Origin of the sequence: Clostridium sp. UBA5988 (assembly GCF_002435615.1) — a bacterium.
Taxonomy (GTDB): domain Bacteria; phylum Bacillota; class Clostridia; order Clostridiales; family Clostridiaceae; genus Clostridium_J; species Clostridium_J sulfidigenes.
Map to the genome: position 1 here is coordinate 1 of NZ_DJBA01000043.1, position 26,914 is coordinate 26,914.

The 26,914-nt window shown below is 28.3% G+C and carries 25 protein-coding genes; 7 read left to right on the forward strand and 18 right to left on the reverse strand.

From position 1 onward, the window contains the following. Positions 1–337: 337 nt before the first annotated feature. The 3 genes from B3J31_RS10785 to pckA all read right to left on the reverse strand — a co-directional run bounded on the left by B3J31_RS10785 (position 338) and on the right by pckA (position 4,375). On the reverse strand, positions 338–1,117 hold the full coding sequence (locus B3J31_RS10785; protein WP_150844460.1) for a serine hydrolase: 780 nt from the start codon (positions 1,115–1,117) through the stop codon (positions 338–340). 410 nt (positions 1,118–1,527) lie between these two features. Then, the gene (locus B3J31_RS10790) at positions 1,528–2,625 is read right to left on the reverse strand and encodes a hypothetical protein (protein ID WP_346867190.1); all 1,098 of its coding nucleotides are present in this window, start codon (positions 2,623–2,625) and stop codon (positions 1,528–1,530) included. A gap of 175 nt (positions 2,626–2,800) precedes the next feature. Next, complete coding sequence (gene pckA / locus B3J31_RS10795) at positions 2,801–4,375, reverse strand: phosphoenolpyruvate carboxykinase (ATP) (RefSeq protein ID WP_150844458.1); 1,575 nt, start codon at positions 4,373–4,375, stop codon at positions 2,801–2,803. 386 nt (positions 4,376–4,761) lie between these two features. On the opposite strand from pckA, the gene B3J31_RS10800 reads away from it, so the two are divergent. Together B3J31_RS10800 and B3J31_RS10805 are read left to right on the forward strand one after the other, a co-directional pair. Next, the gene (locus B3J31_RS10800) at positions 4,762–6,111 is read left to right on the forward strand and encodes a MurT ligase domain-containing protein (RefSeq protein WP_167403044.1); all 1,350 of its coding nucleotides are present in this window, start codon (positions 4,762–4,764) and stop codon (positions 6,109–6,111) included. Positions 6,112–6,126: 15 nt separating this feature from the next. Next, positions 6,127–6,849: a type 1 glutamine amidotransferase gene (locus tag B3J31_RS10805; protein WP_150844457.1), complete on the forward strand. Its 723-nt coding sequence runs from the start codon at positions 6,127–6,129 to the stop codon at positions 6,847–6,849. An 81-nt stretch (positions 6,850–6,930) separates the two neighbouring features. Here B3J31_RS10805 and B3J31_RS10810 read toward each other — a convergent pair whose 3' ends face one another. The 7 genes from B3J31_RS10810 to B3J31_RS10840 all read right to left on the reverse strand — a co-directional run bounded on the left by B3J31_RS10810 (position 6,931) and on the right by B3J31_RS10840 (position 13,743). Next, positions 6,931–8,190, reverse strand: coding sequence for a helix-turn-helix domain-containing protein (locus B3J31_RS10810; RefSeq protein WP_150844456.1), 1,260 nt, complete (start codon positions 8,188–8,190; stop codon positions 6,931–6,933). Positions 8,191–8,205: 15 nt separating this feature from the next. Continuing rightward, complete coding sequence (locus B3J31_RS10815; protein WP_346867189.1) at positions 8,206–9,519, reverse strand: helix-turn-helix domain-containing protein; 1,314 nt, start codon at positions 9,517–9,519, stop codon at positions 8,206–8,208. Positions 9,520–9,718: 199 nt separating this feature from the next. Further along, positions 9,719–9,889 (reverse strand): hypothetical protein, encoded by a 171-nt coding sequence (locus tag B3J31_RS10820; RefSeq protein WP_167403043.1) that lies wholly within the window; start codon positions 9,887–9,889, stop codon positions 9,719–9,721. Between the two features lie 166 nt (positions 9,890–10,055). Further along, positions 10,056–10,967 carry a viroplasmin family protein gene (locus B3J31_RS10825; RefSeq protein WP_150844454.1) on the reverse strand — a complete coding sequence of 304 codons (912 nt, stop codon included), beginning with the start codon at positions 10,965–10,967 and terminating at the stop codon, positions 10,056–10,058. A 25-nt stretch (positions 10,968–10,992) separates the two neighbouring features. After that, positions 10,993–11,997, reverse strand: coding sequence for a YkvA family protein (locus B3J31_RS10830; RefSeq protein WP_346867188.1), 1,005 nt, complete (start codon positions 11,995–11,997; stop codon positions 10,993–10,995). Positions 11,998–12,265: 268 nt separating this feature from the next. After that, positions 12,266–13,324 carry an HD-GYP domain-containing protein gene (locus tag B3J31_RS10835; protein ID WP_346867187.1) on the reverse strand — a complete coding sequence of 353 codons (1,059 nt, stop codon included), beginning with the start codon at positions 13,322–13,324 and terminating at the stop codon, positions 12,266–12,268. Positions 13,325–13,344: 20 nt separating this feature from the next. After that, positions 13,345–13,743, reverse strand: a complete 399-nt coding sequence (locus B3J31_RS10840) for a DUF6762 family protein (protein WP_346867186.1) — start codon at positions 13,741–13,743, stop codon at positions 13,345–13,347. Between the two features lie 88 nt (positions 13,744–13,831). Here B3J31_RS10840 and B3J31_RS10845 point away from each other — a divergent pair, with 88 nt between their 5' ends. After that, a complete protein-coding gene (locus B3J31_RS10845; RefSeq protein ID WP_346867185.1) occupies positions 13,832–14,173 on the forward strand; it encodes a hypothetical protein in 342 nt (113 codons plus the stop codon). Positions 14,174–14,289: 116 nt separating this feature from the next. On the opposite strand, the gene B3J31_RS10850 is transcribed toward B3J31_RS10845, so the two are convergent. Together B3J31_RS10850 and B3J31_RS10855 are read right to left on the reverse strand one after the other, a co-directional pair. Next, a complete protein-coding gene (locus B3J31_RS10850) occupies positions 14,290–15,744 on the reverse strand; it encodes an aminoacyl-histidine dipeptidase (protein WP_414632060.1) in 1,455 nt (484 codons plus the stop codon). Positions 15,745–15,763: 19 nt separating this feature from the next. After that, entirely contained in the window at positions 15,764–16,315 is a 552-nt protein-coding gene (locus tag B3J31_RS10855) for a manganese efflux pump MntP family protein (RefSeq protein ID WP_035135592.1), read from the reverse strand. Between the two features lie 216 nt (positions 16,316–16,531). On the opposite strand from B3J31_RS10855, the gene B3J31_RS10860 reads away from it, so the two are divergent. Next, positions 16,532–17,470 carry a CorA family divalent cation transporter gene (locus B3J31_RS10860; RefSeq protein ID WP_150844449.1) on the forward strand — a complete coding sequence of 313 codons (939 nt, stop codon included), beginning with the start codon at positions 16,532–16,534 and terminating at the stop codon, positions 17,468–17,470. 150 nt (positions 17,471–17,620) lie between these two features. After that, on the forward strand, positions 17,621–18,295 hold the full coding sequence (locus B3J31_RS10865; RefSeq protein ID WP_167403042.1) for a DUF4397 domain-containing protein: 675 nt from the start codon (positions 17,621–17,623) through the stop codon (positions 18,293–18,295). Between the two features lie 107 nt (positions 18,296–18,402). Here B3J31_RS10865 and B3J31_RS10870 read toward each other — a convergent pair whose 3' ends face one another. The 6 genes from B3J31_RS10870 to B3J31_RS10895 all read right to left on the reverse strand — a co-directional run bounded on the left by B3J31_RS10870 (position 18,403) and on the right by B3J31_RS10895 (position 25,137). After that, complete coding sequence (locus tag B3J31_RS10870; protein ID WP_346867183.1) at positions 18,403–20,433, reverse strand: ABC transporter ATP-binding protein; 2,031 nt, start codon at positions 20,431–20,433, stop codon at positions 18,403–18,405. Between the two features lie 2 nt (positions 20,434–20,435). Continuing rightward, a complete protein-coding gene (locus B3J31_RS10875) occupies positions 20,436–22,187 on the reverse strand; it encodes an ABC transporter transmembrane domain-containing protein (protein ID WP_150844446.1) in 1,752 nt (583 codons plus the stop codon). A gap of 193 nt (positions 22,188–22,380) precedes the next feature. Continuing rightward, entirely contained in the window at positions 22,381–22,836 is a 456-nt protein-coding gene (locus tag B3J31_RS10880; RefSeq protein WP_150844445.1) for a helix-turn-helix transcriptional regulator, read from the reverse strand. A gap of 6 nt (positions 22,837–22,842) precedes the next feature. After that, complete coding sequence (locus B3J31_RS10885; protein WP_150844444.1) at positions 22,843–23,691, reverse strand: DegV family protein; 849 nt, start codon at positions 23,689–23,691, stop codon at positions 22,843–22,845. 139 nt (positions 23,692–23,830) lie between these two features. After that, positions 23,831–24,058, reverse strand: a complete 228-nt coding sequence (locus tag B3J31_RS10890; RefSeq protein ID WP_150844443.1) for a DUF1450 domain-containing protein — start codon at positions 24,056–24,058, stop codon at positions 23,831–23,833. Between the two features lie 146 nt (positions 24,059–24,204). After that, positions 24,205–25,137 (reverse strand): metal ABC transporter solute-binding protein, Zn/Mn family, encoded by a 933-nt coding sequence (locus B3J31_RS10895; protein WP_346873983.1) that lies wholly within the window; start codon positions 25,135–25,137, stop codon positions 24,205–24,207. Positions 25,138–25,394: 257 nt separating this feature from the next. Between B3J31_RS10895 and B3J31_RS10900 the strand changes: the two genes are divergently transcribed. Together B3J31_RS10900 and B3J31_RS10905 are read left to right on the forward strand one after the other, a co-directional pair. Then, entirely contained in the window at positions 25,395–26,054 is a 660-nt protein-coding gene (locus B3J31_RS10900) for a metal ABC transporter ATP-binding protein (protein WP_035135576.1), read from the forward strand. Next, entirely contained in the window at positions 26,041–26,841 is an 801-nt protein-coding gene (locus B3J31_RS10905) for an iron chelate uptake ABC transporter family permease subunit (protein ID WP_150844441.1), read from the forward strand. The genes B3J31_RS10900 and B3J31_RS10905 overlap by 14 nt, the downstream gene beginning before the upstream one ends. The last annotated feature ends 73 nt before the right edge of the window (positions 26,842–26,914 follow it).

Here is a 26,914-nt window from a genome sequence, read left to right on the forward strand (position 1 = left end):
TTTTCTTAATTTCTTGTTGTTTCCTGCCGCATCTCTCAGCGACAAGTCCTATCTTATCATGATATGATAGCTTGTTTTTTTATAATAACTGAATTGTGCTAAAAGAAATACATATTTCTTCAATTTCCTTATAATAGCTATATAATTCTATTGTTGATACACCAGGCAATATTGTTACCAATAATTTCAGTGTTCCTTAATTTCTAATGATTATAAGTTTAAAAATCAAACTACACTTTGCCTTCTTCCTCAAAATTACATTGAAAAACTTTAATAATTTAATATTAAATTAAAGAGCGTGGACAAAATCCACACTCTTTAACTTAGAGATATTATATTAATTCCAATCCTTATCAATAATATCAAACATCATTTTCCCAACTCTTGTTAAAGAACTAACTCCATAAACATTAGATGGTAAATTTCTTGACATAACAACAAATACAAAATCACCTTTTTCCGAATTTAATAACACAATATCATTTTCTATTCCTTCTAAACTTCCTGCTTTATGTGCCGTTTTAACTTTAAAATCTTTAGGCCAATAAAATGATATCCCTGTGGTTAATTGATTTCTTCTAATAACTTCTAAAATAAATTTACTATGTTCTTCATTTAACACTTTCCCCTTGCTTAATAATGCTAAACCTTTACATAAATCATAACTTGTAGTTATATTTTCATTATCAAAGTCTTCTTTTTCACCCGATGGATATTTTTTTATAAATGTAGATGTTAACCCCATATCATGAATGATACTATTTATCCTATCTTTGCCTATAGTGTTTATCAGTTTGCAAGCAGCTGTATTATCACTTTGAATAAGCATTGCAACTATTAACTCTTTAATACTATATTGTCTTCCTTCTAATTCATGTATAATACCAAAAGATCCCGAAACCTTATCATCATTTGTTATTGTTACTAATTGATCTAAAAATATATTTGTAGATTCCACTTCTTTCATTACTGCCATAGCAATAGGAAGTTTAATACAACCAGCAGCTACCATTTTAAGATCTTCATTAAACCCATAAGTATAATCGCTTTTTAAATCTGCAAAATAAAAACTATATTCCCCTTCTCTTGTCTCTAAATAACGTTTGATTTCTTTCATACATACCCTCCACATGCCAAATGGTAATATCAATTTATAACTAGCTCTATTATAATTTTCTTTATATATTATGTCAAATTTCTGACTATTGTAAAAAATCAATAAAGTGATATACTTTTTTAGATTATATCACTTTATTATTCATACTAAATGAGTTAATATACAGCACTTTTATGGTGTAGCATTTTAAATGTAATATATAAATACTTATTACACATTTATATAATCCCTATATTATTCATTTAAACGTCTTATATTTACAAATACTTAACTTATTTATTTTTATATTATATATCAGTTAAGTAACTATTACCTCAAAATTGTAAAAATTAACAATGATACTCCTCCCCTCAAAGCTTGCGGAAAGGCAATGTAATCTACGTCCCTAGTTTTCTCTTTTCCCCTTTCTTTTATTTCTTTATAACCACCTGTCGTAAGGGATTAATACCATCTAATGAAATCTCTATAGTTGTAACACCTTTTTCTATAGATAAATTATAATAGGTGTCAACCTTAATAAAATCTCCATTATTTACTCTAACATAAAACTCCTCAACCATTAAACTATTCATAAATGCTCCTAAAGTAAATTTTATATAGTTATCATCATCTTCCTTTACATTGGTTTTCGCAAATATAATAGTAGGAATTTTATCTAACTCCTTATTCACTTTTTCTTCATAAGGATTAATGTTAAATAAAGAATCATTATCTACAAATATTGTTGGTGGAATATATCCTTTAGAAGTTTCTAATTGAGCATCTATAACATCTTTTACATATGTTATAGATGAGTTTATTATGGATCCCTCATATTTACTGTTATCAATTCTAATACTGTAAGTACCTAGATGATTATTTAATAGCTTTATAGACTTCTTATCTAAAACTCTACTTTCATTACTACTAACCTTAAGCTTCGATAAATCTTTCTTTAAAACCTCAATGGCACTTAAAGGTTCATCACCCTCTTTAAAATATCCACCTGTAACCACATCAAACATTATCCACTTATTAAAATTAGAATCCCATACTTCTAATACAGAGTAGTTTCCATTTAATCTATATTCTCCAACTCTAACCTTTATACCTATTGAAGCTAACAATTCTTGAAGCACTGTATTATAATCCTTTTGTGAAACCTTTTTACCCGACATTAGAATTTTTAGAAGCTCTTCTCCATCTTTGTTAGTATCCATATCAGAAAGAGTTATTTCCCCTTTTTCATCTAACCATTTGTTTATATCTACACATTTCATAATTTCACTAGTATTTCCATCTACTAAAGTCTCTACTTTATATTTACTTTTCAGAGTAGCTATTTCCGCTACAGAACTATCAATGTAATAAAACTTTATATTATTTCCTGAATATAAATTATCCCATTTTTCTACTTTAACAGTATAATCATGTTCTTTATCTCTTTGACTAAACATCCAAAATCCTACAACACTTAATATTATAATTAAAACACCTAACCCTATATTTTTTCTTTTTCTAGCTTTCAATCCATTACTCCCCTTTACATCTGCATATTGTTATATTTATATCTTATTATAAACTTTTTTCCAATAAAATAAAAGTTTTCTATACTTCATGATAAATTTTCGTTATTTATACTATCTTATCTCTACATAAAGAAAAGAAACTCATTTTAATTTGAGTTTCTCTTCTTTATAATTATTATTTATTATATCCAGGTGCTGCCTTCAATATATCTTCACTTACGCTATCAAATTTTTTAAAGTTTTCACGGAACTGTTTAACAAGCTCGTACACTTTCTTATCATACTCTTTTTTATCTTCCCAAGTATTTTTAGGTTTTAATATTTCAGATGGTACATTTGGAACATCTTTAGGAATAAGAACATTAAAGTTTTCATCCTTTTCGAATTCAGCATTTCTTAAATTGCCTTCTATAGCAGCCTTAACCATAGCTCTAGTATAAGATAAATTCATTCTTTTACCTACACCATATTCTCCACCAGACCATCCAGTGTTAACAAGATATACTTCTGTATTATTTTTTATAATTCTTTCTCCTAATAGTTTAGCATATACTTCTGGTTTCATAAGCATAAAAGGTTCACCAAAACAAGCAGAGAATGTAGCTTTTGGTTTAGTTATTCCTCTTTCTGTACCAGCTAGCTTACTAGTATATCCTGACATAAAGTGATACATAGCAGCTTCTTTAGATAATTTAGATATTGGTGGTATTACACCAAAAGCATCTGCAGTTAAAAATACTACTGTATTAGGATTTCCACCAACTCCACTTATTTCAACATTTTCGATAAAATCTATAGGATATGCTCCTCTTGTATTTTCAGTTAAAGAATCATCATCAAACATTGGTCTATTATTCTCATCTAAAACTACATTTTCTAGTAATGATCCAAATTTTAAAGCGTTATAAATTTCTCTTTCCTTTTCTTTATCTAACTTGATAGTTTTTGCATAGCAACCACCCTCAAAGTTAAATACTCCTTCATTACACCAACCATGTTCATCATCACCAATTAATTTTCTATCTGGATCTGCAGATAAAGTCGTCTTTCCAGTTCCAGAAAGTCCAAAGAATACAGCAGTATCACCATCTTCTCCAATATTAGCTGAACAGTGCATAGGGAATACACCCTTTTTAGGTAGTAAGAAGTTCATTATAGAGAATATTGATTTCTTAATCTCTCCAGAATATTGACTTCCACCTATTAAAACAATCTTCTTTTCAAAATTAATTATTATAAAGGCTTCAGAGTTTACTCCATCCTCTTTTCCTTTAGCTTTAAAACCTGGCGCTACAATTACATTAAACTCAGGCTCAAAACTTTCTAATTGTTCTTTTTCATATCTTCTAAATAATTGATTAGACATTAGAGCTTGTGATGCAAATTCATTGACAACTCTTATATTCATGCTATACTCTTTCATTGCTCCAACATAACCATCAAATACATATAAATTCTTATCAGCTAAATAATCTATAACTTGTGAATATAAATTATTGAAAATTTCTTCTTCTATAGGTAAGTTAACCTCACCCCAATTAATTAAATCATTTACACTTTCTTGTCTTACGATAAATCTATCCTTAGGAGATCTTCCTGTATATTTTCCTGTTTTTACAACAAAAGCTCCACTATTAGCAAGAATTCCTTCTTCATTTTTAATAGCATGAGAAACTAACTCAGCATAGCTTAAATTTCTATAAACTTCCTTATTAGTATTAATTTTTAAATTATTTAAGTTAAAATCCATTTTACTACCCCCAAATATCTTCTAGGAATTAATGTAACACATTTTTTAATTTCCTAATATTATAATACTACTTTTCTATAAAAATGCAACAAATATTTTATTTTTCTTTATTAAATCATATTTTATTCAGAATTATTGCAAGTCGAACTTCATTATACTGCATTTTAAATATTATAACGAGATATAGTACATCACTTTTATCGAATTTTGCTAACTTTTAAAATTTTTTTAAATCTAAATTAATATTTAAAATCATCCTTTCATTTTCATTTTAGAATGATGTCATTAATGTAGATATATGTTATAATATAAAATTGATATACTTGTAAATACTCAAATTAATTTATTAAAATAACTCTGACAAATATTTAAAGGATGTGTGAAAAATTAAGATAAATTCATTTATAGCTATAGTCACTTCAAAAATTATATTAAAATTAAGTACCAAATTATTTAAAGGAGGTTCAAACTTTCCTGGCAAAGTCGCTTTAGCCTTAGACAGAGGTATATTATCAACAGTTGCTAAAGGTTATAAGGTAATTTTAATCACAGGTACTAACGGTAAAACTACAACCACTAGTATGATTTATAATATTCTTAATAAAGCCGGTAAAAATGCTATAACTAATAATACTGGAGCTAATATGAATACTGGAATAGTTGCATCTTTCATTTCTAATTTCAAATTTTTTAATAAGAATAAAGATATGTACGCAGTTATCGAAGTAGATGAGGCTTACCTTAAATTTATAACAGAATATATAAAACCTGAAATAATTACTGTAACTAATCTATTTAGAGATCAGTTAGATAGATACGGAGAGGTACATACTACTTATAATAAAATTTTAGAAGGAATACATAAATCTCCCCAATCTCTACTTGTTCTAAATGGTGATGAGTCTCTACTAGGTAAAATTGATGCCGATAATCCTGTAGTTTATTATGGCTTCAATGTTCCTATTAAAGAAAATACAGTTTTAAATGTAAATGCAGACAGCAAGTTCTGTAAATTCTGTAAGACTCCTTATAGTTACGAATTTATTACGTACAACCACCTAGGAAAATACTTTTGTGCAAATTGTGGTTATGAAAGACCTGAACTTAAATATCATATTGATGAAATAACAGCTTTAACTACGGAAGGCTCAGAAGTTGTTGTTAATGAAGAAAGTTACTTTATAAATCAATCTGGAGAATATAACATATATAATGCTATTTGTGCATTATCCGTAACACTAGAATTGGGTATAGAATCAACTTCAATTAAAGCATCTTTACAAAATCAAAAGAGCACTTTTGGAAGGCAAGAGAGTCTAAATATAAATGGAAAAGAAGTAAAAATAATTCTTGTAAAAAATCCTGCTGGTTATAACCAAGCTATAAACACTTTGCTTCTTAATAATAAACCTATAAATTTAGCATTGATGTTAAATGATAATTATGCCGATGGTACAGATGTTTCATGGATATGGGATGTAGATTTTGAAAAATTAAATTCACTAGAAATAAATGATATTATAATCTCTGGTATACGTCTTTATGATATGGCTGTAAGACTAAAGATTGCTAATCTTAAAGAAGAAAACTTTAAAATCTGCGAATCCGATGATGAGCTTATAAATAATATAATAAATGCTGAAGCAGAAACCACATATGTACTTGTTACATATACTGCTATGTTACATCTTAGAAAGTTATTGCACAGTAAAGGCTATATAAATAAAATTTGGTAAGGTTAAGGTGAGTTTATGGAAATTAATATATGTCATTTATATCCTGATTTATTGAATGTTTATGGTGATATTGGGAACATTCTAATTCTTAAACATAGGGCTGAGAAAAGAGGAATAAATGTTATAATAAAAAACGTATCAATAGGTGATGAATTTAGCCCTGAAGATTTTGATATAGTATTCTTCGGAGGTGGTCAAGATTATGAACAGTCCATAGTTTCTAAGGACTTAGTAGAAACTAAGAAACTAGGGATTACCGATTATATAGAATCTGGAAAAGTATTCATATGCATATGTGGAGGATATCAACTTTTAGGAAAAACCTACGAGACTTCTACAGGTGAGGTTTTAGAAGGATTGGGTGTATTAGATATTTATACCAAAGCTTCTAATGAAAGATTAATAGGCAATTCAATTATATATAATGAACTCTTTAATGAAACCTACGTAGGATTTGAAAATCATTCAGGTAAAACTTACATTGGTGATTTAAATCCTCTTGGTATAGTAAGATACGGATTCGGTAACAATGGTGAAGATAAAAAAGAAGGTTGTGTTTATAAAAATACTTTCTGCACTTATTTTCATGGAAGCTTACTATCTAAAAATCCTGAGCTTACAGACAGACTTTTATCTTTAGCCATAAAAAATAAGTATGGTGAAGTTGAACTTTCCCCTCTAAATGATTCCTTCGAAATTAAAGCTAAAGATCATATTATAAAAAGATTTGTAAAATAAAAATAGGTTGTTGCAAAGTGATTTAAAATCATTTTGCAACAACCTATTTTCATATTAAATCCCGATAAATAAAATCACTTACTAATAAAAACTTTTATCCATCTTAAAGGCCAAACTAAAATATTTTATTGAATCATTAACATTTTCCATATCATGATACATGGTGCCTATCTTCATATACCTTTTACATATTTCACTCTTAGTTCCATATTTCATCAGCGCATCTAAAGAAAGCATCATATAAGTTTCAGCCATTACATAATTCTTCTTCCTTTCGAATATCATGGCTTTATAGTAATATGCTTTTTCCATTATTGGAACAAGCTCTAGTTCAATAGATAAATCTAGCACTTCTTCTATATAGTTTAACACTAAATCGTAGTAACCATACTCTATCAAACTTTTAACCCCATCAATTAAAAATTCACATAACTGCTCTTTATCACTTCTTGGATATTCACTCAATGCTCTTTCTACATAGTCTAAAGCCTCGTCTTTAATTCCATTTTCAAACATAGCTTTTGCAAGATCATAATATGCTCTTGCTTTTTTATCTAGCAAGTTATCATATCTTTTTAAAGCTTGCTCTTCATAGTATTTAACTTCATCGCCACCCAAATAAATTTCTATAATAGCTAGTACTTTATATATTTCTGCATTTACATACTCATTTTTATTAAATGAAAGTATTTCCTTTAAATCTTCACTAACTTCTTTTGCTTTAATTATATTATTACACATTATATAGATTACTACTTGATTATAAGTTGCCTTTATATATTCTACTGAGTCTTTTTTATCTAATTCAATAAGTTTCTTCCTTACTGTTGATATATAACTACCCGCTTGAGAACATTCACCATTAGTATATAAATATTTTGCTATATACATATAATAATTAATATGTAAAATTTCATCTTTAGACTTTTGACAAGAATTATAATATCTAGGTATGGTAGTGCTTAATTCCGCTGACATACCGTGATTCAAATAGTATTCAAATAGTATTTGAAATAGTTTACAACTCAAATCATAATAGTGATACTTTTCTGCATAATCTACATTGTATAGTACATCTTCTAAAGAAATTAATGGCGTCATAGAATTAAACTTTTCAATATTTGCTTCTATTTGTTCTCTTACACCATGTTTTAAATACTCCATATCTAATCCAAGCTTGTCTACAATAATTTCTAGAATCCAATCTTCTGGATCAACCTTATTGTTTTCTATACAACTCATTTTAGAAACGGAAATTTTATCTTCACATATATCTTTTAAAGTTAGACCTTTATATATCCTGGTCCTCTTTATTTTTTCTCCAGCCGATAATATTTCCATAGTTATCCCCCATTTTTAAAAATCCGTTAAGCATTTTGTTTCTTCAAGAATCCTAACCCCTTCATCTAAATATTTTCTAGCATCTTCTTCTCTTCCTAAGTCCATGTAGAATTTTCCTAAGGCAATAGCAATCTCGGCACTTTCCTTATGATAATTCATTTTTTCTGTATAGTTTAAAGCATCTATTAAAGTTCTTTCTGCTTCTTCATACTTCTTCTCTAGTAACTCAATTTTATATTTAAGAATATGATACTTATACATTAAAGTACAGTCTGTTACACTTAAATTTTGCATATTAGATACTATCTGTTCTAGTACCTTTTTTGCACTTATTTCATCTTTTAACTTTATATAGTTATTACAAATCAACATTAAAGTATTAACAGTAGATTCCTCAGAAAGCCTTTCTTTAATAGCTTTAGCATCTAAAAGATATTCAAAGGACCTATCTACATATCCATATTCTGAAAACATTTCTCCTAGCCCTGACATTAAATCTGTAATTAAAATACTTTGTTGCCTAGTTCTAAAGAGACTCAAACTTTTTTCAGTGTATGCAATAGCCTGGTTTAAGTTACCCTCTTTAAACCTTACTTGTCCAATCTTCATAAACGATTCTCCATAGTTTCTCGAATCCTTTAGTTTTAAAAGTTTTTCTTCAGCATATTTCATATACTCTATTGCTTCTTTATCAATTCCCATTTTATTAAGAGTTTTGCTTATGTAATAATAAACCTTACCCATAGCAACTTCATTATATACATCACTTTCTTCAAACACCTTCTCTGCTTGTTGAAAATAGCTATATGCAGAATGATATGCATCAAGTTCAAGAGTAATTTTGCCTAGAAGCATAAATACTTTAATAATTTCATCACTACAATTATATTTAATATATATATTATTAGCTGAAAGTAGTAACTCCTGAGCTTCATCATATTCTTTTTTCTTTTCATGTATCAAGGCTTTTAAATACAAATTAGTTGCCATATTTAATTGAAGATCATATTTTTCAATATATAAAAATGAATCTTCTAATGCCTTCCAAGCTATCTCCAAATTATTGTTTAATATATTAGATTCCGCAATATTTTGATAGTATCTACAAATCTTACCTGCTTGCGTTTCTTCAGTCTCCATAAGGTGTTCTACCGAAACTTTTAATGCACCTGCTAAATATTCTAACAAGTCCATGCTAGGATTAGATTTACCTGATTCAATTAAACTTATTTGACCAGCAGTTATTCTATCTCCAGCCAGATTTTTTAGAGTTAAATCAAGCTCCTTTCTCCTTTTTTTTATTTTTTCTCCTAAAGATAAAATTTCCATAAATTCATCCTCTTCTCTTAGCAAATGCTTCCTAATTACTTCAGATAATTATACCCTTATATTGTATCATAAACAAACAAAATACACAAAAATAAATGTCTTAAATTTTTATTAAATGTGAGTTAATTTAATCAGTTTTATTGTATTAAATTAAATTTTATTTAAAATAAAGATAGCTAGAGCAGAAAATCTGCTCTAGCTATCTTAAAGGAACCATTGCTTTATTCAACATATCTTCAGCTCTATGTTGAAATCTCTTAGCCTTTTTCCTTAATTTTCTTTTAGTTCTTCCATCCATTGAAGGCATTACGTAATTAACAGCTAAGGCTAAACTTGCTATCAACACCATAATCTTTAATAACATTTTCATAAAATACACATCCCTTCTCATTGTATACTTATCCACTAAAGTTTCATGGAATTTTCCATATAAATAAATATTATAGGTTGCCATAATATTTACTTATTCATAATTAGTAGATTTTAAGTATGTTTATAGGATGCACATATTTCTAATTTATATGCCTATAATTAATTTATTTTAAGTTTTTAATTAATTCTAATATAATTTTATCCTTAACCTCTATAGGTACAGATTTTAAATGTTTTTCTCTCTCATTTATATCTATACTATTTAAGTGTTCTATTATTCTGGTAATGTGATATTTATCTTCAATCCTTATACTACTATGAACATCTAGAGACATAACGTTACTAATATTTTTCTTAATAATTTTAGAAAGTTTATTTTTAACATCACTAGTAGCAACCCTTAAAGTATTGTTTCCAATAGCTTTATCCACTACAGAATCAAATTCTACCCCAGCACCACTTTTTGCTAACTCATCTGCAATATCGTTATATAAATCATTAGTATGACTATCTACCTTAACAAATATAATTTTTATATTACCTTCTTTTTTTAACTTGTTAATAACTTCATAGTATTCCTTTGATAAAACTGTATTTCTCTCCCATGCACCTGTTGCATGTTGACAAACTCCAGCATAATCATAAAATAATACTATTTCTCCATAGTTATTATCTAATGCATATTTTACACCATTTATAGCAGCCTTAAGCTCTCCATTTACTTGCCTTTGGTTGCACTGATTATTTTTGCCACCACCATAGTTGACATATGTAATTATATCCTTTTCAACTACAAGTACCCCATATCCAAACTCTTCTGTAGATATGTTATAGCTACCATCAACATATATATGAGGCACATCTAAAGGATAGTTGTCCACACCTTTCTTTAATTCTGAACTATTATCTAAATAATCTTTTGCCTCTTTTTCTGTTAAAAAACTCTTATATATAGCACCTTTCGCTCCTTTTACATAGGAAAGACAGTCACTCCAACTTTTAACAATAATATTATTAACGTCTACATTATTATTAAAATCTCTTCCTTTTTTTATTGCATAATATTTAGTTGCCATAATAACCCCTACCTTAAACGTAGATTTATTTAGTAAAAAATACTATAGTCTTTTTTAAAGATATTCTTACTACATCCACCATTTTTCTTATTTCTTTTGCTCCAAACTTGTCATTTAGTAAAGTCATAGCTTCTCTAGAAACCTCTATAATATTGCTCTGGCCTTCCCAATTATCAAGAATTATTTCTTCTGGAATATCACAAAGTACTTTTTGAAGTATAAAAAATGTAACTGCTAAATCATCAATTTTACCTATAATAGGTACTGTATCTGGCAATATATCTAAAGGAAACAGAAGATATCCTAAAGCAATAGATATATTAAACTTTACCTCTTTTGCTACTCTTTTATCCTTATATAACCTCATAAATAAAGCAATTATATCTGGTATCATCACTACATAGGGATACATCTTTTCATATTTTGCAGAAAATCTTTCTTTAAATTCTTTTCTAAATCTTCTATAAGTATACTCTTTATTACTATCTAAATTTTTTTTATTAGATTCTACATTGGAAGTTGGTACTTCTTCTTCATGTTTTTTTTCATTTTTATCATTAGATTTATCATTTTCATTTTTAAAATTAAAATTACTAACCTCTGCTTCAAGACCATATGGGATTATAGATAAATCTTCTAATTTAAAATCAACCATTGGTATAACTTTACACAACTTGTATAAATCTATAATTATCGTATCATCAGTAAACTCTATGCCAAAATTAACCACTTTTGAGCTAATTACTTTTAATGCCACATTTACAATACCTTTAAATATTTTAAGACTTTTTACATTAATTTTATCTATACTTAAATATAGTTTATTATTCTCAACTTTGTTTATAGATATATCAACAGAAAAAGGAATAGATAATTTATGCTTATAACTTCCAATTACATTAATATTTTTATCTACTAATATTTTGTCAATTTTAAGTCCTTCAACGGGTACATAGTCTCTTAATACATCTACAACAATACTGTATAAATCTTTTTCTGTTATTGAAATCTTTATATTAGATATCTTCATTTTACTTTACCTCCAATTGTACTTTAACCATAATAGAAACATAGTTCTTTGTTTCAGATGGGTTTTTTACACCTTCTGAATAGAAATCCTTATCCAAGAACGTAGCAAATCTTTACTCCCACTTTGAAGAAAATGAAAGTATTAGAGCTAGTAGTCATTGGGTAAAATATGTATATAAATACGCCGAATTTCTATATCAAAACCAAAAGGACATACCTCAATTATACAGCATAATTAAAAACAGTACATCCCTCAATCCATATATTTATTAAATTACACATTGGATAATTAAATTAATTTTTTCCAACAAATTAATTTCATAAAATTTTACTGGTTTTCTAGTTTCATGATCATATAGTACTCTTATTATAGGCCTATCGGGGAACCCTTTGTTCTGACTTATAACATATCCTTCTACTCCATTAGAAAGTTTAACACAACATCCTAATGGATATACTGAAAAAGTTTCTTTAAATGTGCGTACTAATTTTTCATCAAACTGACTTCCTGATCCAGAAAGTATAAGCTCATAAGCTTGATTAGGCTCAAACTTTTTTCTATAGCTTCTATTACTAGTTACCGCATCATACACATCACATATTCCTACGATCTTACCAAATCTTGAAATTTGATCCCCTTGTAATCCATAAGGATATCCTTTTCCATTAATTTTTTCATGATGCTGCTCTACTCCTTCAATTGCGCTAGCTGGAATTTTATAATTTTTACTCAATATTTCTCCACCATAAATTGGGTGTTTCTTCATGACTTCAAACTCCTCATCAGAAAGCTTCCCATTTTTATTAATTATACCTGCAGGCACTTTTATTTTTCCTACATCATGTAACATTCCACATATACCCAATTCTCGTACTGCCCACTTTTTCATTCCAAGGCTTATTCCTAAAAATACTGACATAATTCCAGTGTTTATACTATGCAAAAATGTGTAGTTATCATGAGTTTTTACATCATTTAAACATTTATTCACATCTTCAATTTCCATTATATAATTCAATAATTCATCCATATTTTCTAAATATTCATCTCCACATGAACCAACTATACTTCCTATACCCCTTGATATATTCTTTAAGCTTTTCATAGTGGCTTGTTTTAGTACTATTAGTTTTTCATCTACTATGTCTATATCCTCTAATCGTTCATCCTCAAGATAAACATAATATACTCCTAACTCTTCAAGTCTTTTTATGTATACACTGCTAAGACTCATACCAGCTTTTAACAATATTCTTCCATCATCACCATATACATGTTTACCAAGTATATCTGATTCATTAACTCTACATATATGTTCTAATCTCATGATTCTCCCCCAATTATGTACTATTGATATTCCTCACATTTTCCTTCTATATCAATAAAAACCTTTTCTAAAGCTTCCTTAATTCTTGTACATACATTGTTTAATCTATTATTTAGCACATTATGATCTTCATCATAATCAAAAGTAACAATCCACGTAGGATTAAACTCCTCATCATAAATTTCTATAGAGTCTACTATATCTTTGAAACTTTCATCATCGAATAAATCATATATGGCTGAAAATTCCCACTCCTCGACATCTTTGTTAGTATCAAAATATAAATTTACCTTTTCACCATCATAAAATAGTTTAGTAATATATTCTGCACCTTCATTAACCTCATAGCTTCCAAGCTCTCTTGTAAAAAATTTCGTATCTTTATCCTTTTCCATTAATACAATAGCAGAAAAATCCATTATTATACCCTCCTAATATCTCTGTAATTTATTTACATAAATTACTTTAAATGCTATAATTGATTATATCCTTAAAGGAGTGTGAATTATGAATCTTATAAAAAATCTTAAAAAATTCAAAACTCTTTCCCTCATATCTTTAATTATTGTAATTACTATTTATATAATTGTTTTTAGTTACACTAACTTTAAATGTAAAAACTTAGATTATGCTATAAAAAAATACTCTACTTCTGGTATTTTTAATAAATATAAATTATATTCCCTAGAAGACTTTAACATTAAGTTTTCAGATGGTAATATATGTATTGTGGAAGTAAATGGCATAGAAGGAAAAAGCCCCTATAAAACCACGACTTATACTCTTCACTTGGTAAAACATAAATCTGGCAAATGGAAACTATCTGAAATATCTCCTAATAACAATTGATTTTTTGCCATAAACATAACTATTTTAGTATACCTTAGTAACCATAAATATACAACAATAAACAACTCCCCTTAAGATAATATTTATCGTTACCTTAAGGGGAGCATTTGTTCTTCCTATCTTATTTCTGCTAATACACTTAATAAGTAATCATACATTCTATCTAGTGAAGAAATACTTACATGCTCATCTGGTGTGTGAACATCAAAAATATTTGGCCCAAAGGAAATCTGATCTATATTCCCATTAAATTTATCTCCAATTAATCCACATTCAAGTCCTGCATGAATTGCAGATATTTCTGCTTTATTACCAAATTTATTTTCGTAAACTTGTTCAAATACAGTTCTAATTTTAGATTCTGGATTATACTGCCACTCAGGATAATCTGATTCAAGTTCTATAACACAATTCATTATTTCTGCAAGTACTGTCATTCGATCTACAATTGATTTTTTTAAAGAAGCTACTGAACTTCTAACTGCATTGTCAAATTCTACAGCTTCACTAGTAGTAGTTACCACACCTACATTGGTAGAACTCTGTACTAACCCTGGTATTGCCATACTCATAGTTTGAACTCCATTTGGTAATAAGAATAATGTTCTTATTACTTTCTGTCTAGTATCATCGCAGAATACTTTATCTACAGACTTAGTAACTTCATAAGTTAATTTCAAATCATCATCTATACCTTGTAATTCATTTATAAATATAGAGGACCATTCTTTCACTTTTCCTTCAACTTTAACTATATCTTCTGGTCTTACAGCTATAATTGCATCTGCTTCTCTTGGAATAGCGTTCATTTTAGCTCCTCCATTTAAAGATGCTAATTTGAAGTCTACAACTGAATTAAGATCCATTAAGAATCTACCCATCATTTTATTGGCATTTCCTCTTTCTTTCTTAATTTCCATACCAGAGTGTCCGCCTTTAAGTCCTCTTATTTTAATAGCTAATGAACTATAGTTTCCTTCTATATTCTCATAATTTGTTGGCACAGAGAATTTAAGTCTAACTCCTCCTGCACAACTTACTAATAGTACTCCTTCTTCTTCAGAGTCTATATTTATTAATATTCTTCCATTTAAATGTTCTGGATTTAAATTTGTAGCTCCACCCATTCCTGTTTCTTCTTCAGTAGTAATTAATACTTCTATAGGAGGGTGAGCTATTGTTTTGTTATCAAGAATTGCAAGAGCATAAGCTACAGCAATACCATTATCTGCTCCTAATGTAGTTCCATTAGCCTTTATAAAATCACCATCAATAATAAATTCTATTGGATCCTTTTCAAAGTCATGTTCAGTTCCTTGATTTTTTTCACAAACCATATCCATATGCCCTTGTAAAATCACTATTGGAGCACTTTCATAACCACTAGTAGCTGGCTTCTTAATAATAACATTTAGTGCTTCATCTTGTATAACTTCTAAATTTCTGTCCTTGGCAAACTTAACTAACCAATCGCTAACAGCCTTTTCATTTCCTGAACCTCTTGGTATTTCATTCATCTCTTTAAAAAATTTGATTGCCTCAAAGCTTTTTAAGTTTTTTAATGTTTCTATCATTTTAATCATCCTTTCCTTAAAAGAAAATCATCTTTAATCCAAATAATATCAAAATTATGCCTCCTATGTAATCAGCATATTTTCTTAATATATGGATTTTTCTTAGATACTTTGCTATTATAAATGCTAATATGCTCATAAAAAATGTTATCATACCAACAATAGCAGTAAAGAGTGTTAAGGTTACCATACTTTCTATCCTTGAGAAAGCAATAAATCCAATTACTATTGCATCAATGCTCACAGATATCCCTAAAATGAAGTACATTTTAAAGGTTATGACAATACTTTCTTCTTTTTCTATCATACCTTCCTTTATCATAAGTATACCAACTATTGCAATTACTATTCCTCCCATAACTGCAGGGACGGAAGCAATGTTCTCTGTAAATATTTTACCACCAAATCCTCCTAAAATAGAAAACAAAAATTGGAAAAAACCAAAAGAAATTGCAAAAGAAAACTTTTGTCTTGCCTTAGCACCTCTATTTAAGCCAATAGCTATCGCAATACCAAAAGCGTCTAATGAAACTGCTAAGGCTATGAATAGCAATTCTTCTATTGCCATAAAAGACCTCCTACAAATACAATAATTTAATATTATCATAAATTTATATTTTCAATAACAACATTAATATTAATATTATAATTCTAACTTTTCAAAATTATGATTATAAATTAAATTATTTGTACTATAATAATTATTACTTTTAAATATACAGTTGTCAATTAGAAATATAGTGTTAAAATATATTCATGAGTTTTATTATATGAGGTGATAACATTGATTACAATATTTAAAAGTGATACCTCGGGCCGTCTCACAGAAATCGATTCTATAGAACATGGCTCTTGGATTAGTATGATTAATCCATCCGATGAAGAAGTTCTTCTAATTACACAAAAACTTAACATTCCTCAAGATTTTATAAGAGCTGCCTTAGATGAAGAAGAAGGTTCAAGAATAGAATTTGAGAATAATGCTACTCTTGTAATTATAGATATTCCTTTCACTGAAATGGACGATAATTCATTAACTTACGATACATATCCATTAGCAATAGTATATACTGAAAGCGTAATTATAACTGTATGTCTTAAAAACAGTCCTGTATTATCAGATTTTACCATTGAAAAAATCTCTTCATTTTATACTTTTAAAAAAGTCAGATTTATGCTTCAAATATTATATAGAGCATCAAATTACTATTTATTATACCTAAGACAAATAAATAGAAAGAGTCTTTTGGTTGAAAAAACCCTTTATAAATCTTTAAAAAATAGAGAATTAATTCAATTATTTGCTCTTCAAAAATCCTTAGTATATTTCTCTACCTCTTTAAAATCTAATGATTTAACCTTAGAAAAACTTTTAAAGCAGGAAATCCTTACAAAATATGATGAGGATAGAGATATTTTAGATGATGTTATGATAGAAAATCGTCAAGCTATAGAAATGTGTAGTATATATAGTGATGTCCTCACTGGTACTATGGATGTGTTTGCTTCTATAATTTCTAATAATCAAAACCAAGTTATGAAATACTTAACATCTGTAACTATAGTTATTTCTATTCCAACTTTAATATCAGGTCTTTTAGGTATGAATGTAGGTGGAATACCTTTTTTCAATGCCTCTGATGGATTTCTGTATATGTGTATAATTGTAGGATTAATAACTTTAGCCGTTACCTATTATCTTAGAAAAAAAGATATGTTTTAAATAATAAAAACCCAATAGAAATCTAGTATGTAATTATGAAAGTATTTATGGATAATTATATACTAGATTTTTTATTGAATCCCCTTTTGTAACATTCACTAATTATATATCATATACTATATTTGATAATATTTTTATATGAGGTATATAATGCAATATATTAATGTTCCCTTTAATATTCCTACAAGAGTAGATGACATGATGAATTCTGAAGATAATATGTCAGCCTATGTTAGGGTTGCTCACATTGCAGCTAGAGCCCCTGATGTAGATATTTATGTAAATGATAAACTAACAATATCTGATCTTGAGTATAGAGATTTTACAACCTATATTAAACTTCCTTCTGGAACTTATAACATAAAGGTATATAGAGCTAATAATACTGATTTTCCCTTGGCAGATGTTGATATTTTTATAGCACCCAAAAGTGTAACTACTATTGTAGCCTACATGCAAAGAAGAATGTTAAGCTTATACCCTGTAGATGAGACTCCGTTAACCTCTACAACTGATGGTAAAGCTAAAATTAGAATTGCTCAGTTTATTGAAAACATTCCACCTGTAGATGTAGTTCTCTCTAATGGTACTGTACTTTATAAAAATGTAAACTTTAAGGATATAAGAAATTATATTGAATTACCTATTGGTAGATATACTATGCTATTAAAATTAGCTAATACAGATATTGATATGTTATATGTTCCCAATATAAATCTAAAATCAGATAAATACTATACTCTTTATTTGATTGGTTTAGTTACTAATTTCCCAACACCACAGATGTTAATTCCTTTAGATGGAATAAGTTATTTAAATATATAAATTTTGTTTCTTTAGTATCTAAATATTTATTAATTAATCTTTACACATTAACGTAAAAGCTAGCCACAAACTAGCCTTTACGTTTAATTTTTATTTAACTACCTTAATTATTGTCCTGCATATTGTAATTTATACAAATTGCTATAAAGCCCTTTTTTCTCTAATAGTTCTGAATGACTTCCAATTTCACGTATCCTGCCCCTGTGCATTACAATAATTTTATCTGCATTTTTAATAGTTGACAATCTATGTGCTACTACTATAGTAGTTCGTCCTTTAGTTAATTTATTTAGAGCATCTTGAATTAAACTTTCTGTTTCAGTATCTATGTTAGCCGTAGCTTCATCTAAAACTAAAATTGGCGGGTTAAAAGCTAATGCTCTAGCAAATGCAATCAGTTGTCTCTCGCCTTGAGAAAATGTTGTTCCTCTCTCATTAACCTCAGCATTATATTTATCTGGTAATTTTTCAATAAATATATTTGCATTTACATATTTACATGCTCTTACAATCTCTTCATCTGTTATATTCTCATTATTTAATCTTACATTGCCTTTTATATCACCAGCAAATAGAAATACATCTTGAAGCACTGTAGCTACATTTTTTCTAAGTTCATCCTTAGACATTTCTTTAATATTAACTCCATCTATCAGGATTTCACCCTTTTGAATATCATAAAGTCTAGTTATGAGACTTATTATTGAGGTTTTTCCTGCTCCCGTTGCTCCAACAAAGGCTACCGTTTCACCTTTTCTAATCCTAAAGCTTACATCTTTTAATACCCAATCTTCATCATTGTAGGCAAACCAAACATTTTTAAATTCAATATCCCCTTGGGCACGTCCTATATGTTTAGGCTCCTTTGGGTTTTTAATTATAGAATCATTATCTAATAACATAAATATACGCTCTGAGGACGCCATAGAAGACTGAAGTATATCAAATTTTTCAGATAAATCAAATATTGGTTGGAATAATTTTTGTATATATATTACAAATGCATATAACACTCCAAATTCTATTGTTAAATTTAGAACCGCTGTACCCCCAACCCAAATTAATATGCATAGAGCTAATTGATAAGTCATATCCATAAGTGGTCTAAATATAGCGAATACTTTAATTTGTTCCATTGCAGCTGTGGAATATGATGTATTAATTTTATCAAATTCACTATACTTCTTACTTTCAACTCCAAATATCTGAACAGTTTTCATACCACTTATATTTTCAGATAAATTAGAGTTAATTCTAGATAATCTAGTTCTTACTTTCCTATAAGCTTCTCTATCATATTTTCTAAATATAAAGGTTAAAGCAACTACTAATGGGAGGGTTATAATTGATACTATTCCTAATTTTACATCTAATAGAAACATGGCAATTATAATGCCACTAACAAGAAATAAATCTTTGATTAAATATACTAAAACAGATGTGTACATTTCATTTAAGGTTTCTACATCATTTGTAATTCTAGTTACTAATCTTCCCACTGGACTCTTATCAAAGAAAGATAATGATAAACTCTCTACATGCTTAAATATTGCAGCTCTTATATTATATACAATCTTTTGCCCGGTATACTGTAACAAATAAATTTGAATATAATTTAGTATAAATATTACTATATAAATTAGCAATATTATAATAGCACTCCACTTTATCAAATCTAAATCATTAGTTCTTAATACTTTTATATCTTTTATAGTTATTTCATGAGCTTTAAATTCATTGTTATCTTGAAAAAACTTTTCACCTGATATTTCATAGGCTGTGTTTTTCCTTGGTTCCCCCTCTATAACATAGGGCTCATTATTTTCATCATATACTATTGAAGCTCTTATTGCTCCATCCCTTTCTCCCCTTACTACATATTTATCTCCTATGGCTATGGAACTATTTTCAGCTTCTTCTACAATAGAATATTTTCCACTTAAAGGATTAATATTATTATCTATAACATTTTTAATTATGAAGGGAACAGACAAATCTAAGCACACCACCAAGAACATTATAATTACTACTATTCCCATTAAGCCTTTATATGGCAATGCAAATTTTAAGAGCCTTTTCATCAAAAGGGAGTCATATTGCTTATCTAATACTTCATCTTCCTGATTAAAGTTTTCCATAATTATAGCTCCTCCTCTTCCATAATTTCTTGCTCAATCTGTTGTTTTTCATATATATCTTTATAAATTCCTGGCATATTTTTAAGTTCTTCATGTGTTCCTTCTTGAACAATTTCTCCCTGTTCTAGAACTATGATATTATGAGCATCTTTAATTGCTGAAATTCTATGAGATACTATAATAGAAGTTTTCTTCTTCATTACACCTTTTAAATTCTCAAGAATTATAGCCTCAGTTTTTGCATCTACTGCTGATAAACAATCATCTAAAATTAGGATATCAGGATCTTTAATAAGAGCTCTAGCTATAGAACATCTTTGTTTTTGACCTCCCGAAAGAGTAGTTCCTCTTTCTCCCACTATAGTTTCAAACTTCTTTGGAAAGTCTATTATATTATCGTAAATATCTGCCTTTTTAGTTGCATCATGTATTTTTTCAATATCTACTTCATGAAATGCAAGTCCTATATTTTCAGCTAAGCTAGTGGAAAACAAAAAAGGATCCTGTGATACAAACCCAATATTAGTTCTAAGACTATTTAAAGATATTCTATTTATATCTTTATCTCCTATGAAAATCTTTCCATCTTCCACATTATAGAGTTTAAGCAATAAACTTATAAGAGTACTTTTACTGCTTCCAGTCTTACCCACAATCCCAAGAGTTTCTCCCTGCTTTACTCTTAAGTTAATACTTTTAAGAGCTGGTGTTGTTGTGTTATTATAGCTAAAAGTTAAATCCTTTATAACTATATCACCTTGTAACTTATCCACATATGATGTACAACAATCCACTATATCAGGTTTTGTATTTAAGACTTCTTCTATTCTTTCAAGGGATGCAAATCCTCTTTGTAAATTATTAATTACTTGTCCTATAGCCATCATTGGCCAAACTAAGTTTCCAAGATACATGTTAAAAGTCACAAAGTCCCCAAGAGATATTTTCCCCAAAACTACAAAAGTTCCCCCCACTACTATTAGTAATGCAAAGCTTAAGGATGAAATAAATTCTATCAAAGGAAAGAATACTCCCCAAATTCTTATAAACTCCATATTTACTTGAAAATTTTTATCATTTTCTTCTATGAATTTTTCATATTCCCTTTCTTCTTGAACAAAAGATTTAACTATTCTAATCCCTGAAAAATTTTCTTGAACGATATCTGTAAGTTTTGAAAAGCATCTTTGTACCTTTGTGAATTTTCTGTGTATTCTTTTTCCAAATTTTTGAGATACAAATGCTACAAAAGGAAGCGGGATTAATGATAACAAGGTAAGTGGCACATTAATAGTTAGCATTATAATAATAGTGGCAATGGTCAACACTACTGCATCAAAAAACATGATAACGCCGGGACCTAATGCCATTCTTACAGCATTCAAGTCATTTGTTGCTAAAGCCATTAAATCTCCAGTTTTTCTTTCATTGTAAAAATTAGAAGATAATCCTTGTAAATGTTTAAAAAATTTACTTCTTATATCGTACTCTATTTTTCTTGAAGTACCGTTTACATATATTCTCCACATAAATCTTCCAATAGCTATAACAGATGCTATAACTAATATATATACTATAGATTTGACTAAAGTATTTTTATTAGCACTTCCTAAGGCAAAACTATCTGTTAAAAAACCTAGAATTTTCGGTGGAACAAGTTGTAAAAAGTCTACTAATATAAGAAAAAATATTCCTATAAAATATCGTTTCTTGTATTGCTTTGCATACTTTAATAGTTCTTTAATTTTATCCATATTTCCCCCCCTAAATTATAAATCTCCCCTATAATTTTAGAAATAATTAATTTTCTACTACATATATATGATACAAGAAATTACCTTTTATTTCAATATATTTAATTCGAAATGCGAAACTTTTGTATGTTGAAATAGATTCAATATGTTACTAATTAAAAAGTCCCATAAGCTAATAAGCTTATGGAACCTTTTAATCATATAAATCTTTTTTTATTATCTTAAATACTTCTAATGCCTCTTCTATCTTTGATTTTAATAACTCTTTTTTATGTTCAAACTCTTCAATTCCTTTATTTGTAATCCTATATATCTTCTGAGACTTTTTTTCTTCATCCCAACTACCTTCAATAAATCCTTGTTTCTCCAGTTTTTTAAGCAATGGATATATTCCACCTGTACTAGGTATCCAAAATCCATTAGTACGCTTTCCTATTTGATGAGATATATCATTCCCATTAGTAGGCCCCTGAACCAATATATATAATGTGTATATTGGCAATAATCCTTTAGTAAACACTTGGCCTACTGCTTCATTTTCTGTTTTTACCTTTCTAAGCTCTTGTAGTTTTCTTTTATATTCTTCGTAGAGTTTCTTTTCTTCAGCTTTTATATCATTTAGATCTCTCCCTAATTCATCCTCCACCATATCAACCTACTCCTTTTCATAGATAAGTACTCCTATGAATCCTGGTCCTGAATGAACACCTGATACTGGACTTAGATAACCCCCGAAATTTACGAAGTTAGCATTTTTATGAGCTTTAAATTTATCTAGCAATGTCATAGCCTCAGCTTCAGCTTCACCATGCATTATATGAATATCATATTTTTTATCATTTAATTTTGATACTACAACATCATAAATTTTATTTAAAGATTGTTTTCTTCCTCTAACCTTCGCATAAGTATAATACTCCCCTTCCTTATCTACACTTACAATTGGTTTGAGATTTAAAAATTGAGCTATAGTTCCAGCTACTTTTCCAATTCTTCCCCCTCTTATAAGATATTCTAAGGTTCCTATAACAAAGTATATATTTATTCTATCAGTTATTTTAGGAAGTTCTGATACTATTTCATCAAAACTTTTTCCTTGTTTAATCATTTCTGCTGACTCTTCAATAAGTATAGTTTCACCCTTAGATATAGACTTAGAATCATGTACATAGGTCTTAATCTCAGGATGATCCTCTGATATTAGTTTAATTGCATTATTAAACCCTGATAGTTTTGAAGAAATTGTTACTACTATTGCGTGAGTATATCCTTCTTTTTTTAATTCATCATACATTTCCTCCATATCTCTCATGGATGGTAATGAAGTGGTTGGTGCATTAGTTTCTAAAGTATCATATACATATTTAGATGTAATATCTACTCCATCACTATACTCCTTATCCCTATATATTATTTTAAAAGGTAATACCTTTACATTATACTTATCAACTATATCCTTAGTAATGTCACTAGCACTGTCAGTAATTAAAGCTATTTTTTCCATATTTATCACTCCTATATCTGTTCTATTATTATTATATATCAGTAATGAGTACATTATCAATAGTGATATATCAGAAGTGATAATATTATATGCAATTTTATTAAATTTAATTATCTTTATTGATAATTTATTTGTAAAATTAAATTCTATGAACTTCTTCCTTAATAGAATTTAAAATCTCATCTAAACTCTCATTCTCCACAAGTACACCATCTACCCTGGCAATGTATTTGTGACTGCATAAATTACACGCACCTATACACATATTTTCTGTTATTTTATTCTCATCACCAATAACTTTTTTTAATTCCTCTACTAATTTTTCTTGTCCCTCATTACATTTGCATGTACTAATCTTCTTCCCCATGTTTTTTTAATCCTTTCAACCTTTATTCATAAATTATATAATTATTATATACTATAGTCCTTTATTTACAACCTGCATTAAAGTTTTTTTCACGGAAAATTATAGGCGTATACTATAAAGTACACGCCTTATTTTGCATTATATAATTATTTATTATTCATAGCACTGTATATAGTTTCTACATTGTATTTTAAAACATCAGAAAAAGATTTTCCGTCCTCGTTACTATGTAGAGTATATATTTGTTTAGTCTGCGCTCCCACTTCTTTAGCTAAAGTATCTGAAAGCTGAGTACTAATTAATTCTTCAACAAAAATAGTTTTTATATTATTCCCTTTACAATATTCCATAAGATTTTGTAATTCCTTTGGTGATGGTTCTCCTTCTGCAAAAACTCCCTCTATGCTCTTTTGTGTAAGACCAAAATCTCTACATAAATAACCAAAAGTTGCATGACCTGTAACAAAATTTTTATTAGCTAGTTCTTTAAACTTTGGATTATATTCCTTAATTATATTATCTATTTTTTCATTAAACTTTTTAAGGTTTTCTTCATAATACTCTTTATTTTTAGCATCCTTTTCTACCAAAGCATTTTTAATATTTTCACCTTGAATCTTTGCTTCACTTAACCCAAGCCAAGTATGAGGATCCTTTCCTGAATGATTATGTCCTTCATCTTCTTCATGTTCTTCAGATTCTTCATTAGAATTTATAAGTTCCACATCTTTGCTAGCTTCTACAACTATTAGTTCTTTTCCACTTATAGCTGCTTCTACATCCTCAATCCATGATTCCATGCCAGCTCCATTATAAATAAATATATCAGCTTCTTCTATGGCCTTCATATCCTTAGCTTTAATGTCAAAGTCATGGGGTTCACTACCTTCTGGTATAACACTTTCTATGCTAACCTTATCTCCCCCTATCTCCTCAGTTAAAGCCTGCATACCATAAAAGGAAGTAACAATATTTATTGTATTATCCTTTTCTTCATTATTCTTTGACTCTCTATTAGAACATGCTGTTAACATAACTACTATCAAAGTTAATGCTCCTAAAACCTTTAATTTCTTCATAATTTTCTCTCCTTCAATTGAAAATGATTTTCATAAGTAGTATAATTATATCATATTCGATTTTATTATCAACACTGACCTACAACTATTATGTACTAGGTCAGTGTTAATAATTTGCATATATTACATTTTTAAATATTGTCATATTAATTAAAAATCATTCACTCATAGATAATTTTTATTTTAATTTATTTAAACTATAGCTATAATATGTAAAATTATGGCTAGACTTATAATTGTAGAAAGGAGCAATACTAATGATCAAAATTAAAGACCTATGTTTTTCATATAATAATTCTAAGCCCTACATTATTGATAATCTTTCACTAAACATAGATAAAGAAAGTTATGTATCCATAATTGGTGCTAATGGCAGCTGTAAAAGTACCTTAATAAAGCTAATTTTAAATCTACTTACTCCTCAAAAGGGAAGTATTAATTTAACCTCTAAAAAAATTGGATATGTTCCTCAAATAGTCGAAAGTTTTAATAGTTCTTTTCCTATAACTGTTTGGGAAATGCTTAATGCCCATAGAAATGTTCTTAAAATTAAAGATAAAGAGTCAATCACTGAAGCCCTAAAGAAAGTGGATATGCTTGAGTATAAAAATTCTCTTATTGGAAACTTATCTGGAGGCCAAAAACAAAAGATTTTTATTGCAAGGGCTATATTAGCAAATGAAGATATATTAATTTTAGATGAACCTTCCACTGGAGTTGATAGTAAAAGCATGAAAGAGATTTATGGGCTTATAGCCTCTTTAAATAAAAAGAATGGAGTTACCGTTATATCTGTAGAGCATAACTTAGAAACAGCTCTTCAAAATTCATCCCATATCCTTACCATGGAGAATGGTTTTGGAACTCTATATACATCTGAAGAGTACATAAGGAGGATTTCTAATGTTTCAATATGAATTTATGCAAAATGCCTTTTTAGCCGCCATATTCATATCCATACTATGTCCTATGGTTGGAGTATTTTTAGTGCTTAAAAGACATTCTATGATGGGTGATACCTTGGCTCACTCTGCCTTTGCTGGTGTTGCTATAGGACTAGTAATGGGATTTAATCCTATAATTTGTGCATTTATATTTACAACCATATGTGGTTTATCCATAGAGTTTCTTAGAGACTACTACAAAAAATATGCAGAACTTATTCTTTCTATAGTTTTGACCTTTAGTGTTGGTATAGGAATTACCCTTATAAGCACTGGAAAAGCTTCCGGAAACGTCAATAGCTATTTATTTGGAAGCATACTAACCGTTACTAAGGCAGATTTAATTATTATGGTTATTCTTAGTTGTATATCTATCCTAGTTATATACTTTTTATATGATAAGCTTCTATATACTACCTTCGATGAAGAAGGCGCTAAAATTTCTGGTATAAATGTAAAAGCAGTAAACTATATATTTTCTTTACTTGTTGGTGCTACCATTTCTGTCTCTATACGTATAATGGGTATCCTTGTAATGTCGTCAATGATTGCACTACCTGTAGCTACAGCTCTTCAACTAGATAAAGGCTTTAAACCCACCTTATTACTGTCTATCCTTTTTGGGTTTATAGATATAATATTAGGCCTTATTTTTTCATATATACTAAATTGTGCTCCTGGAGGTACTATAGCCTTAACCTCTGTTTTTATATTAATAGTAATTATTATATTTAAATCTACTTTTAAATCTAGAAACTAAAATATAAATAGCTATAATCTTAAAAAACTAAGATTATAGCTATTTAATATAATAATCCTGAATTATTCATAGA

Coding starts and splice junctions, on each gene's coding strand:
- B3J31_RS10785 (WP_150844460.1), bottom strand. CDS start 1,117: ATGAAAGAAATCAAACGTTATTTAGAGACAAGAGAAGGGGAATATAGT.
- B3J31_RS10870 (WP_346867183.1), bottom strand. CDS start 20,433: ATGGAAAACTTTAATCAGGAAGATGAAGTATTAGATAAGCAATATGAC.
- B3J31_RS10845 (WP_346867185.1), top strand. CDS start 13,832: ATGAATCTTATAAAAAATCTTAAAAAATTCAAAACTCTTTCCCTCATA.
- B3J31_RS10905 (WP_150844441.1), top strand. CDS start 26,041: ATGTTTCAATATGAATTTATGCAAAATGCCTTTTTAGCCGCCATATTC.
- B3J31_RS10895 (WP_346873983.1), bottom strand. CDS start 25,137: ATGAAGAAATTAAAGGTTTTAGGAGCATTAACTTTGATAGTAGTTATG.
- B3J31_RS10875 (WP_150844446.1), bottom strand. CDS start 22,187: ATGGATAAAATTAAAGAACTATTAAAGTATGCAAAGCAATACAAGAAA.
- B3J31_RS10840 (WP_346867186.1), bottom strand. CDS start 13,743: ATGGATTTTTCTGCTATTGTATTAATGGAAAAGGATAAAGATACGAAA.
- B3J31_RS10830 (WP_346867188.1), bottom strand. CDS start 11,997: ATGAAGATATCTAATATAAAGATTTCAATAACAGAAAAAGATTTATAC.
- B3J31_RS10865 (WP_167403042.1), top strand. CDS start 17,621: ATGCAATATATTAATGTTCCCTTTAATATTCCTACAAGAGTAGATGAC.
- B3J31_RS10835 (WP_346867187.1), bottom strand. CDS start 13,324: ATGAGATTAGAACATATATGTAGAGTTAATGAATCAGATATACTTGGT.
- pckA (WP_150844458.1), bottom strand. CDS start 4,375: ATGGATTTTAACTTAAATAATTTAAAAATTAATACTAATAAGGAAGTT.
- B3J31_RS10900 (WP_035135576.1), top strand. CDS start 25,395: ATGATCAAAATTAAAGACCTATGTTTTTCATATAATAATTCTAAGCCC.
- B3J31_RS10820 (WP_167403043.1), bottom strand. CDS start 9,889: ATGAAAATGTTATTAAAGATTATGGTGTTGATAGCAAGTTTAGCCTTA.
- B3J31_RS10890 (WP_150844443.1), bottom strand. CDS start 24,058: ATGGGGAAGAAGATTAGTACATGCAAATGTAATGAGGGACAAGAAAAA.
- B3J31_RS10885 (WP_150844444.1), bottom strand. CDS start 23,691: ATGGAAAAAATAGCTTTAATTACTGACAGTGCTAGTGACATTACTAAG.
- B3J31_RS10805 (WP_150844457.1), top strand. CDS start 6,127: ATGGAAATTAATATATGTCATTTATATCCTGATTTATTGAATGTTTAT.
- B3J31_RS10825 (WP_150844454.1), bottom strand. CDS start 10,967: ATGGCAACTAAATATTATGCAATAAAAAAAGGAAGAGATTTTAATAAT.
- B3J31_RS10815 (WP_346867189.1), bottom strand. CDS start 9,519: ATGGAAATTTTATCTTTAGGAGAAAAAATAAAAAAAAGGAGAAAGGAG.
- B3J31_RS10810 (WP_150844456.1), bottom strand. CDS start 8,190: ATGGAAATATTATCGGCTGGAGAAAAAATAAAGAGGACCAGGATATAT.
- B3J31_RS10880 (WP_150844445.1), bottom strand. CDS start 22,836: ATGGTGGAGGATGAATTAGGGAGAGATCTAAATGATATAAAAGCTGAA.
- B3J31_RS10855 (WP_035135592.1), bottom strand. CDS start 16,315: ATGGCAATAGAAGAATTGCTATTCATAGCCTTAGCAGTTTCATTAGAC.